Raw genomic sequence first — 12,122 nt, forward strand, 5'->3', positions numbered from 1 at the left:
TCTTGGAAGACAAAGCCTAACTTTTCACGACGGAAGCTTGATGCTTCAGAATTTTTAATGGTAGCTGTGTCAGTTCCATTTAGGAAGACCTGGCCACGCGTTGGCTTGTCAAGCATAGCAAGAATATTGAGTAGAGTCGATTTACCAGATCCAGACTCACCCATGATAGCAACGTAGTCGCCTTTTTCAACGGTAAAGTGAATATCTTTCAGGGCCTCTACTTGGTTGCCTTGAAAGCGAGTTTTATAAATCTTTTGAACGTGTTTTACATCTAATAGTGTCATGATAATCTCCTTTTTAATATCCCATTAATTGAAACTGAGCCTGCATAATAGAGCAACCGAGCTGAACTCGCTCGATCTCTTTTGGACTTGGTTTACTTGTATGTTTCTTTTGTAAAATATTTTTCATAGTTTTGCTACTTTATCTTTCTGATATAAGTGTACTCTAAAAAAAGAGTTGGTTCCATAACATAACCTTACAAAAGAGGTCTGTAATCTTACATTTTTGTAAGATTGGATTATTTTTTTGTAATGAACTACTATTAGTTTACCACAAATTTTTAAGCAAAAGAAAAACCCTTGATACTACAAGGGTTTAATACTTCAAATGAATGGTATGATGGTTACCAAAACCAACCTTCGTCGTCATTAATAGGCTGGGCTTCTTTAATCTTGCGTGGGCCTGTTCCGTACATCTCCGCTTCGATATCTTCCTTAGTTGGTAGGATATAGGCTAGGATGATGTAGATGATGATTCCGAGTCCAAAATTTGCGATTGTAAAGATAGCGAAAATGAAGCGCACCAGTGTCACATCAAGATCCCATCTATCAGATAGTCCAGCAAGAACTCCTGATATCATACGATTTCGTCTCATTTTATAAAAATTTTTATTCATGATTTGTACCTCTTTCGGTATTCTTGAAGTAAGTATAACATGAACTAAAGCTCCCTGCATCAGTCCTTGGGCTGATTTAGTAGGATAAGTTTTCCATGACATAGACCACAACGATAACGTTTGGTGTCGATTCGTCGTTTTCTTTGATAGGGTTGGTGACAAGTCTGACAAATATAGACTAGAGTTGGTGTTTGACTAACACTTGATAAGGGAGGAACAAAGCGGAGCCCGTCTACTTCTTTTAACAGTTTCTTAAAGGCTACATCTTTATGTTTATACCCCTTGCCCTCATAGTATAGATGATAATGACAGAGTTCGTGACGGACAATTTTTCGAAAAACCTCTAAACCTAGTTCTTGATAGACTTTGGGATTAAAATCCAAATGCCCATCCTTAGGGAAAAATCGCCCACCTGTCGACCGTAGACGAGAATTCCATTGAGCTTGGTGTTTGAAAGGTTTCCCAAAGTCTTCTAAAGAAACTTGTCGAACGTAATTAGTTAGATTCATCTGGTGCAAGGAGCGACAGATTTACTTTTTCGCGTTGGACATCAATCTTCTTCACCCAAACGGTTACCAAATCACCAACTGAAACGACTTGACTCGGATGTTTGATGAATTTCTTGCTCATGTGAGAGATATGAATCAGGCCATCCTCGTGAATACCAATGTCAACAAAGGCACCGAAGTCAACGACGTTACGGACAACGCCCTCAAGCTTCTGGCCAACTTTCAAGTCTTTGATATCCAAGACATCCTGACGAAGGACTGGAGCATCAAAAGAATCACGGAAATCACGTCCTGGTTTTAAAAGATCTGCAATAATATCTTTGAGAGTTTCTTGACCGAGGTCAAATTCTTGGGCCATTTCCTTGATTGAAATAGATTTGAGTTTGGCTTGTGCTTCTTCATTTAACTCTTTAATGTCCAAACGTTTGAATAATTCCTTAACAGCAGCATAGTTTTCTGGGTGAACACCTGTGTTATCAAGGATATTGCTACTTTCAGGGATACGGAGGAAACCTGCAGCCTGTTCAAACGCTTTAGCACCTAAACGAGGAACTTTCTTGATTTGGGCGCGTGAAGTGATTTTACCTTCTTCTTCACGATACTTCACGATATTTTCAGAGATTGTTTTGTTAAGACCAGCTACGTGCGAAAGTAAGGCTGGACTAGCTGTATTGACATTGACACCGACTTGGTTAACTACTGTATCAACAACAAAGTCCAGACTTTCAGACAGTTTTTTCTGACTAACATCGTGCTGATATTGACCGACACCGATTGATTTGGGATCGATTTTAACCAACTCAGCAAGTGGGTCTTGCAAGCGACGAGCAATAGAAATAGCAGATCGTTTCTCAACAGTTAACTCTGGAAACTCTTGACGAGCAAGTTCACTAGCTGAGTAGACAGATGCCCCGCTCTCATTTACAATAACATAGCTGACCTCAGGAAAATCTTTAAGTACTTCAGCGACAAAGGCTTCGCTCTCACGACTAGCAGTACCATTGCCGATAGCGATGATTTCAACACCATATTGGCCAATCAAATCTGCCAAATCTCTCTTTGCTTCTTCAATCTGACGAGCTGAAGCTGGTTTGACGGGATAAATGACCTGTGTTGTCAGCATCTTCCCAGTCGCATCAACGACCGCAAGCTTAGCACCTGTACGAAAGGCAGGGTCAAATCCAAGGACCACGCGCCCTTTAAGAGGTGCAACAAGGAGAAGATTTCGAAGGTTTTCTGAGAAGAGTTGAATAGCTCCCTCTTCTGCCTTTTCTGTTAATTCTGTACGGATACGGCGCTCGATAGCTGGTAAGACTTTTTTCTTAACAGATTGCTGAATAACTTCGTCAATATAAGCATTCTTAACTTTAAAACGACCACTAAAGAAAGATAGAATCCGATCAGTCGCATGCTCAAAGCCAATTTTCAAAATTCCTAGCTTCTCACCACGATTAAGGGCAAACGTACGGTAACCTTGCATGTTTGCAACTGTCTCTGAGAAATCGTAATAAATCTGAAAGACTTGTTTTTCATCAAGACTCTCATCTTTGACTTGAGAAGTAATCTTAGAGCGTCTAAGTACCTCTTGATAGGTCATTGAACGTAAATGAACATCCTCGGATAGTGCTTCAACCAAGATGTCTACAGCTCCAGCCAAAGCTTCTTGAGGAGTTTCGAAACCTTCACAGACAAATGCTTCTGCTTCTTTTTCTAGGTCAGAAACATTTTGTAAAATCAAGCGAGCAAGTGGAAAAAGTCCAGCCTCACGCGCAATCGTTGCCTTGGTTCGACGTTTCTCCTTATAGGGAAGATAGAGTTCTTCTACATCTGCGAGTTTTTCAGCTGATAGAATTGCTTCTTCTAACTCCTTAGTTAGCTTGCCTTGCTCTTTGATTTTTGCTAAGACCGCTTCCTTTCGATCATTTAGAGCAGTTAAACTCTTATCGAGGTCGATGATAGCCTTAATGGCAACCTCATCTAGACTTCCGGTCATATCTTTCCGATAACGGGCGATAAAGGGGATAGTTGCTCCTTCTGCTGTCAAAGACAAGACAGTATCAATCTGCTTTAAAGTTACACCCAAATCTTGGGAAATTTTTTCATATTTTTTATCCATAAAACTATTATACCATAAGGAAGAAAGCTTGTTTTCATTAATTTGTTGCTTTATTTCAACTTTATAAAGATAAAAGCCATGTTTATTTTAAAATCCAACTATTTCTTAGAAATAATAGTATAATAGTGTTAACTAAAAGAATCGAGGTATGCCTTATGGCTGTTAAATTTACAAAAACTGATGACTTAGATAAGATGTTCGAAGAATTCGCTAAACTACCTGATTTGAAGCAAGTAACATTTCCAGACGACAAAGAAAAGAAAGATAAGGCAGAAAAGAAAAAATAGATGACACTCTTTCAAAGTTTACCTTCTAGTGTGCTACAAGCTGGCGCTATTTTTCTTTCAATTATTATTGAAGCTTTACCCTTTGTCTTAATTGGTAGTATCATCTCTGGTGCCATTGAAGTCTATGTCACACCTGAGAAGGTTTATAAATTTCTCCCTAAAAATCGCTTGGGGAGAATCTTTTTTGGTAGCTTCATCGGTTTTTTCTTTCCCTCTTGTGAGTGTGGAATCGTTCCTATCATCAACCGCTTTTTAGAAAAGAAGGTTCCTAGTTATACAGCGGTACCTTTTCTAGTAACGGCTCCTATTATCAATCCTATTGTACTTTTTGCGACTTATTCAGCCTTTGGTCATTCAATTCAAATGGTTCTCCTAAGAGCTTTGGGCGCGATTCTTGTTGCTACTATATTGGGTATCTTTCTTGGTTTTGTCTGGGAGGGACTTATCCAAAAAGAAAATAGATTGGCTTGTCATGAGCATGATTTTTCTCACTTGACTAAAAGTCAAAAAATCCTTCAGGTCTTTATCCAAGCTATTGATGAATTCTTTGATATGGGGCGTTATTTGGTCTTTGGCTGTCTTTTTGCAAGTATAGTCCAAGTCTATGTTCCAACTCGTATCCTGACATCTATCAGTGCGACACCACTGCTTGCTATTCTTCTTCTGATGGTCTTATCTTTCCTTCTATCCCTCTGTAGTGAAGCGGATGCCTTTATCGGATCTTCTCTTCTATCAAGTTTTGGCTTTGCCCCAGTGCTTGCCTTTCTGGTTATAGGTCCCATGCTTGATGTCAAGAATTTACTCATGATGAAGAATTATCTTAAAACGCGATTTATTTGGCAATTTATGACAATTGTAACCCTTGTTGTTCTTGTCTATTCTTATCTAGTTGGGGTGATGCTATGATTCGATTTTTTATCTTATTTGGCTATTTTATCTTAACCCTTTATCTACATCTATCAGGTAAGCTCAATCAGTATATAAACCTCCACTACTCATATCTGGCTTATATCACTATGGTTTTATCTTTGTTACTAGCCATTGTTCAAGCCTATATTTGCTTCAAGCGTTTGAAAGAACATAGTCACTTACATAGTCTTTCAGCCAAGCTTGCTAGTTTTGCCCTCTTAAGTTTACCCTTGTTAGTTGGATTTACCTTTCCAACTGTCACTCTGGATTCACAAACAGTATCGGCAAAAGGATATTATTTCCCTTTGTCGGAAGGAACTGACAAGGCAATCCAAGCAAGTGAAGGAACGAGCAGTCAGTTTCTTAAGCCGGATACGAGCAGATTTTATTCACAAACAGCTCATGAAAATATTATTCGGAAGAGTGCTGATAAATACTTAGCTCAATCTAGTATAGTTATCAATGATGAAAATTATCTGGAAGTTATGGAAGCTATCTACGATATTCCAAACGAATTTGAAGGCAAGGAAATCGAGTTTATTGGCTTTATCTACAACGATCCAAATCATACCAATAGTCAATTTGTTTTTCGCTTTGGTATTATGCACTGTATCGCTGATTCTGGAGTTTTTGGCCTTTTGACCACTGGAAACACTAATCAGTACGAAAATAACACCTGGGTGAGAGTCAAAGGTAAGATTAGGAATCACTATCACAAAGAACTCAACCAAGTCCTCCCAACTCTTGAAGTCCAGTCCTTCATCAAAGTAGACAAACCCGAAAATACCTATGTTTACAAAGAATTTTAAAAAGTAGCCTGAATGGGCTACTTTTTCTTGTTTAGTAAGTTTTTAACTTCTTGTGCTCCGATCTGATCTCCTGCTTTTTCAAAAAGTTCAATAGCTTGTAAAAAATTCTCTTGCGATTTTTCTGAATTTTTAGCAGAATAAATCTCACCTAAACCTCTATAGGAACAGGCTTGAGCTATCAGATCATCTGTTTGTAATGCTTGCTTTAAGGACTGTTCCATATACATGATTGCTTTTGCTATTTCCCCTAGTTTTAATCGTAAATAACCTTGCTCATAATTATTGACAGAAGATTTGAGTGCATCCTCTGAAAAAGAATCTTCAATAACTTCTCGCTCCTTATCGATATAGTTAAGAGCTGTTTGATAGTCATTCATTTCACGATAAACCATGGCTAACTGGTGATATCCTATATGTTCATTTTCTTTATCTTGACTTGATATTGCTATTTCAAGATATTTTTGATAAATCAGTAAAGCTTCTTTATAGTCTTTTTCAAAGAACTTGATATAACCCAGCAAATTGAGAAGGCTGTAATCCTTGCAAGTTTCTAACGAGAAAGTTTCTGAGACTAATTTCTTGGCCTCTTCAATCTTCCCCTCAAACAATAATTCCCAGGCTTGATTCATGCTTATTCTCCTCTAGCTTATGTTGTATAGAAATCAATCGACAAATCACTATCAGACTCGTATTTTTTCCAGGCTATACTGAAGCCATAATAGTCTTCAAATTCTGGATGCCAGTCATAATAAAGTGGGATACGGCTAAATTTTCTTGCAACTACTTCATCTTCAAATTCTGGGGACTCTCCTGCAGTAATTCCAAATTGAAGGCCATTCATTTCCCAGGTGTTTCCCCAAACATTTTCGTCTGAAAGAATGTCAATCCAACGAGAGGCATCAATATCAAAATCTGCACATAATTCAAGTTCTAACAATTTTCTGTAGTTTACCTTGGTGGGTTTAATGAAGAAGGCACCCTCTACCTGATACCTTTTATCTTTAACTTGAATTTGTGTGATTTTCATCGGAATTGGAATTCTATTTAACTCCAACCAAAAATAGCCTAGAGGAGTTTTGATTGCATGGTAAATTTGTTTAGACTCTATATTTACTTTGTTCGAACAAGCATTTAGAATTTTTCCATGCTCAAGTATATTTTTACAAACTATTTTTGAAGTCTCAGAATCAAAAATAGAATACCTACGGATAACCCTTTTTAACTTTTCAACGGGAAAAGTGATATCCTTTGGTAGTGCATGATACTTCTGGACAACTAAAGCAGTTTTTTCAGTATTTTCCTTTCCTACTGGGACAATCACAGCATGTCCAATATGGATATTTGGCTCGTCACAGATATAAGTATAACCATTTCCACCTTCTTGAAACTCAACAACTACAATATTTAACTCTTGATTAGGATCGAAAAGTGATTCTGCTTTTGCACTGGTCTGGCGCTCATAAAAAGTGAAACAATCTTTATTATCCTCTTCACCAAAGACCATAAAACTACCACAATTAGGGCACTTCCACATATAAAAGGAAGCCTCCGAAATGTCTTCATAGGAAATTGTATCATTACCATCTTTTTTATTCATGATTTCTACTAATAACTCATCCGAATAAACCGAATAAGCATTTGGATCAGGGGCTTTGTGGTCGTTCATTGCTTGACCACATCTACATGTCCATTTTCCCATATCTAACCTCAGTCACTACTTAATTCTTCGATGAAAAATTGATTAAGAGCTTTCCAGTCTTTCTTTTCCTCTGTAACACTTTGGATGTAGTCATCCAGCTCTTGGATATTTTTGATGATAAAGTCCTGAATTGGCTCTATCGGCTCAATTTCCATACCTTCAGGTCCCTTTACCTTTATATCAAGCAATCTAGACACAAGCTCTTTCATTTCATCAGGTAGGAGTTCTTTGACCAAATCATCAAACAAAATCGGTGGAACAGAGTGATGTTTTTCAATCCAACGACAAGCTAAAATAGGACGAAGTGCATAGAAATACTTTTTAGGTTTGACCTTATCTCCTGAAAGATACTTATTCATTTGAGTTCTAGCAGTATTCAAGTAATGGTAGAGCATCTTTTTCTCGGAAAAATACTGACTGACAAGCGGACGGATACGGTTTATAAAGCCTGAGTCTTGCTGGTAAACGATTGGCGACTGTAACCATTAAAAGAGGGTTGGATTTGACTTATAAAGCAACTTTAAAGCCTTGTCCAAATCCCAGCCACTCACATCCCAAGTATCGTCAATTGGTAGTTCGATGACATCTCGATGATCGTTCAAGCTTAGATAAAAATCTTGCTTGTGCTTGTATACAAAACGTACATCAAAATCACTATCCGGAGACTCAAAGCCCCAAGCGCGACTACCAGACTCAATTGCCCACAAAACAGTAACGTCATAATCACGCTCAATTTCTGCTAGTTTTTCAGGTACCAAAACATTCATTTCTTCTTGTGTTTGCATGGTGGTTCTCTTTCTATATTCAAGCTACTTCTTCAGCGCGATTATTGATTAAGTCAATTGTTTGGACAATATCCCTCAATATTGGTATTTGATGTTGAAATAGTACTTGTACGGATCCATAAGATTTAAACGGTTCTTGTGTCAGGATAGACTTATCCATATACCCATTTTCAACGACATAATCGACAATCAATTTTACAAAGGAAATTTGCTTAGCATTAAGGTTTTCATCTGATAAGAACTTAGAAAATACTTGATTAGCAGCCTCTCTATTCAAACCAATAATCTCCCGAACTAATCTAGGAATAGCCTTGTTCTCATAGTGCTGCTGATAGTCAGATTTACTTCCTAATTTTTCCCATAATAGAGTTTCTAATGCTAATAAATCTTGTGCAGTCAACTTCTTGTTATGATACAATTTAGAAATTGCTTCCTCATCCAAATGAGCTTTCAAATAATGCTCAACTTTTTCGTTATAAGATCGCAGGTCATTGACTTGTAAATATGGCTTAGTATCATGGATAGTGGAAAGAATGTGATCATCAAAATTGACATAATATACAGTGCGTTCCGGTTTATCCAAAAACTGTAGTAAATCTCGAAGCGCAAGGCGTATTTTTTCCAGCTCAGATAAACTAACTTCTTCCCAAAATTCAGGTTCTTGTACTTTCCTGATAATTTCAGACTGTGCAAAGACCTGAGGGATATTGCCAACCCTGGCAAGGGCCTGAGCAGTTTTCATAACTTGAAATATATGAGTCCGTGATGGCTTAGAGGTTAGTTGTCCTACTTGAATTTCTAACATCCATAAATCAAAACGTCTAGCCATTTCATTTTCATTATCTTCATCAAACATGAGAGGAGATATATGAGTATGAAGATTTTTACATGAAATCGTTGTAAGATTTTGCCAATTTTCTAATTTTTTATAGGTATAAACCATATCTAAGACCATACGAACTCTAAAGTCTAACTCATTCAAGTCCTCTACATGGCTATGAAGTTCTGAGACCAGTTGCTGACGATACTCTCTTGCAAATGGATCCTCTTGATAGTGAAGATCCTGCAGTTCATGAATCAAGTCCACCTTGATATTAAACAAACGCTGCGCCAAGGGAACAATATGACGTCCATTTCCTTCTCTAGGATCTGCTTTGAAATATTCAAAGTTGTCACCATAATCAAATACCAAAAAGTTTTCCTTATCCTGATCAGGTCCAAACAAATCTTTACAGAGACGGGTTCCACGACCAATCATCTGCCAAAATTTTGTTTTTGATCGCACTTTCTTGAAAAAGACTAAATTGACAACCTCTGGAACATCAATACCTGTATCCAACATGTCAACTGAAATTGCAATTTGAGGGTATTTCTCTTTGATTTTAAAATCATCAATCAAGGTCTGATAATGTTTAATACTGTAATCAATCACCTGAGCATAGTCGCTCTCCTTTTCAGGATATCGTTTATTAAAAATCTCTCTAATAAATTCAGCATGATGATGATTCTTTGCAAAGATGATAGTTTTTCCAATCTCATCACCCGAAGCCGTCTGAATCCCTCTCGTCATTAGTTCATCTAGAACAATCTCTACTGTACCTTGATTAAAAATAAAGGAATTAAAAGCTCCAGCATCAATGTCTTTTTCTAGACTATCATCTTCAAATTGGCTATCAAAATATTCTTTTTCGTCTTGGGATAAATCATCGTAAAGTAGACCATCCGTTGGTAGTTTTAACTTAATTTCAATCGAATGATAAGCTACTAAATAACCATCTTTTACAGCCTCTTCCAGGTCGTATGCGTATGTTGGAACACCATTTTCCAAGTTAAAAAATCCATAAGTATTTTTATCAAGATCTTGACGAGGTGTGGCCGTTAAGCCTACTATTCTAGCATCAAAATAATCAAAAATGGCCTTGTATTTTTGATAAATGGAGCGGTGGGACTCGTCAATAATGATAAGATCAAAATGACCAACAGTGAAAGGGCGTTGAATGACTTCTTCCTGATCACTAATAGCTCCAATCATGGTCGGATAAGTAGAAAACACCATACGACTTGATCGTGCCCCATCTTTATCCTCTAAAAAGTTACAAACCGAAAGATCTGGAAGTAATTTCCTAAATGAATCATAGGCTTGCTTTACAAGAGATGTTCGGTCAGCTAGAAAGAGAACATTTTTGACCCAATTATGACGTGATAGGATATCAACAAGAGAGACTGCTGTTCGAGTTTTCCCAGAACCAGTTGCCATTACCAAAAGAGCTTGTCTTCGATTGTTAGAAAAAGCCTCACAAACACTTGCAATCGCATGTTTCTGGTAATATCTTCCAGAGATATCGTCTCTGATTTTTCTAGAAATATCCTCAAGTGGTTTTTGCAAATGTCGTCTGTCCATCAATAATTGCAATTCTTCTTGCGAATAGAATCCTGCGACCTGGCGACGATTTATACCATCAAGAATGTAGTGCTTGAGGCCATTTGTAATAAAACAAATCGGTTGATAACCTATTTTTTCCTCTAGCGCTTTAGCATATTCCTTAACTTGTACTTCACCGACTTCTGGATTAACTGCAGCCTTTTTGGCTTCAATAATTGCTAAAATCTTTCCATTTTTACCATAAAGGACATAATCACAATAACCTGTTCCCGATCCGTGTTTCAGTCCATTAACAGCGACTTCAACTCGACAATTTTCTTCAAATTTCCAACCCGCTAATCGTAAATCAATGTCAATAAAAAGTTTTCTCGTCTCTGCCTCAGATAACTGATCGATATGAAAAGAAATCTCTTGCCGTTGAGCAGCAGTTTCACGTTTTTCTGTATAATTTTCTTGAACTTCCAAGGACTGTACAGCCATTTGTTCATGAAAGTCAGGCATAACAGGTAAACTTTCTTGCAGTTCCACCATGGCTTGTGGTGTTTCTCTTTTCTTGACATTCTCTGAAATTGGCAATAACTTCTCGTCAAAAAAACGTTCCACAAACTCATTGCTGTAGCAGTAATCAATAAAGTTTACGAACTGGTACAAATGATGTAAGGCTAAAATCGCTTCACGTTCTTTGATCTCCCCACCATGAGCAGCATGATTGCCCCAACGTATCAAGAGAACCATCTGACTATGAAGCTCTGGATCTACGATTTCTCTAAAGTCATCATCCCAAACTAATGAAGACAAGGTAGCACGATAAGGGGCTTCCAAATAAGAATCATGGCTATAAATCCAATGAACAGCCTGCTCCAAGGCACGACGTGCCATGAAAGCTGTCGCTACAGTAGATGTCCCAATCATATTCTCAGCTTCTATACAGGGCTTTGAAAAAGATCCATACTCCTCGTTATTTAAAAGAAAATCAAAATTTCCCATTTTTCTCTCACTTTGATTAAATAGATACCTATATTATACTAGATTTCAAGCTATTTCTCCACAGTTTTATAGCCTTCTGACAAGCAAATTGTGATTTGTCGACTTGAGCCACCAAGTCTGCGAACTCGTTTTGGAGGGAAAGAGGAGGGAGGGGGATGAAAATATTTTTAATCATCGATAAGTTAAAATTTTTTTGACGTACGCCTCTTTGTTGATTCAATAGCATGGATCGTAAATTTTGAATTACATAATAAACATATATAGTATTCGTGATTTTATCATCTAATTTTGCGAAAGCAATAGCTTGATTACAAGACATTAGTCTAGTATTGATTGACGATTTTAAACCCGCAGTATCATACATACCTAGCAATAAGCTCCCTTTTTCAATTATTTTTGCAGAACTACACTCAATTGCCTTTTCTGAAATTTTTTCAAAAGAATTTTCAATGTATTTATGTTCTAGTTCTCCTGATGTAATCCAAGGGATATTTCCTCTAAAAAATTCTTTTTCATTTCTTTTAGGAGTTCCACCGCTTTTCCATATTCCAAATTCCTTCAAAGCATGTTTATCCCAACCCATTTCATTCAAAACAGGGTCTCCAAACAACTCGTTAAATCGGGATTTTACAAGGTTTGAGAGTTCACTAAGTTGCTTATTTCTATTTATTATTTGATTCTCTAACCTATCCAATATATCTACAATTGTATTTTGATTTTCTATAGTTTCAATATTAACT

11 protein-coding genes and 1 pseudogene are annotated in these 12,122 nt (G+C 37.2%); 3 read left to right on the forward strand and 9 right to left on the reverse strand.

Going from position 1 to position 12,122, the window contains the following annotated elements:
• The 4 genes from I1J71_RS08295 to I1J71_RS08310 form a co-directional block, all read right to left on the reverse strand.
• Nucleotides 1-284: ATP-binding cassette domain-containing protein (locus tag I1J71_RS08295; protein ID WP_195183967.1), on the reverse strand; the 284-nt coding region annotated here is incomplete at its 3' end.
• 341 nt (nt 285-625) lie between these two features.
• Nucleotides 626-898, reverse strand: a complete 273-nt coding sequence (locus I1J71_RS08300) for a PspC domain-containing protein (RefSeq protein WP_195184413.1) — start codon at nt 896-898, stop codon at nt 626-628.
• Nucleotides 899-957: 59 nt separating this feature from the next.
• A complete protein-coding gene (locus tag I1J71_RS08305) occupies nt 958-1,407 on the reverse strand; it encodes a SprT family protein (RefSeq protein WP_195184414.1) in 450 nt (149 codons plus the stop codon).
• Nucleotides 1,394-3,523, reverse strand: coding sequence for a Tex family protein (locus I1J71_RS08310; protein WP_195184415.1), 2,130 nt, complete (start codon nt 3,521-3,523; stop codon nt 1,394-1,396). Before I1J71_RS08310 ends, I1J71_RS08305 begins: the two co-directional genes overlap by 14 nt.
• Nucleotides 3,524-3,678: 155 nt before the next feature.
• On the opposite strand from I1J71_RS08310, the gene I1J71_RS08690 reads away from it, so the two are divergent.
• From I1J71_RS08690 to I1J71_RS08320, 3 genes are read left to right on the forward strand one after another with little or no spacing between them, the layout of a single operon-like run.
• Complete coding sequence (locus I1J71_RS08690; protein WP_000268695.1) at nt 3,679-3,810, forward strand: SPJ_0845 family protein; 132 nt, start codon at nt 3,679-3,681, stop codon at nt 3,808-3,810.
• Complete coding sequence (locus tag I1J71_RS08315) at nt 3,811-4,716, forward strand: permease (RefSeq protein WP_195184416.1); 906 nt, start codon at nt 3,811-3,813, stop codon at nt 4,714-4,716. It begins immediately after the preceding gene.
• Nucleotides 4,713-5,528, forward strand: coding sequence for a TIGR03943 family putative permease subunit (locus I1J71_RS08320; RefSeq protein ID WP_195184417.1), 816 nt, complete (start codon nt 4,713-4,715; stop codon nt 5,526-5,528). The genes I1J71_RS08315 and I1J71_RS08320 overlap by 4 nt, the downstream gene beginning before the upstream one ends.
• A 17-nt stretch (nt 5,529-5,545) precedes the next feature.
• Here the strand turns inward: I1J71_RS08320 and I1J71_RS08325 are convergent, their stop codons facing one another.
• The 5 genes and pseudogenes from I1J71_RS08325 to I1J71_RS08345 all read right to left on the reverse strand — a co-directional run.
• A complete protein-coding gene (locus I1J71_RS08325) occupies nt 5,546-6,157 on the reverse strand; it encodes a tetratricopeptide repeat protein (RefSeq protein ID WP_195184418.1) in 612 nt (203 codons plus the stop codon).
• 17 nt (nt 6,158-6,174) lie between these two features.
• A complete protein-coding gene (locus I1J71_RS08330; RefSeq protein ID WP_195184419.1) occupies nt 6,175-7,227 on the reverse strand; it encodes a hypothetical protein in 1,053 nt (350 codons plus the stop codon).
• An 8-nt stretch (nt 7,228-7,235) separates the two neighbouring features.
• Nucleotides 7,236-8,012, reverse strand: a pseudogene (locus I1J71_RS08335) (DNA polymerase beta superfamily protein).
• Between the two features lie 19 nt (nt 8,013-8,031).
• Nucleotides 8,032-11,382, reverse strand: coding sequence for a DEAD/DEAH box helicase family protein (locus tag I1J71_RS08340; RefSeq protein ID WP_195184420.1), 3,351 nt, complete (start codon nt 11,380-11,382; stop codon nt 8,032-8,034).
• A 28-nt stretch (nt 11,383-11,410) separates the two neighbouring features.
• Nucleotides 11,411-12,122: restriction endonuclease subunit S (locus tag I1J71_RS08345; protein WP_195184421.1), on the reverse strand; the 712-nt coding region annotated here is incomplete at its 5' end.

This window comes from Streptococcus infantis (assembly GCF_015546995.1).
In the GTDB taxonomy this organism is placed as follows: Bacteria; Bacillota; Bacilli; order Lactobacillales; family Streptococcaceae; genus Streptococcus; species Streptococcus infantis_J.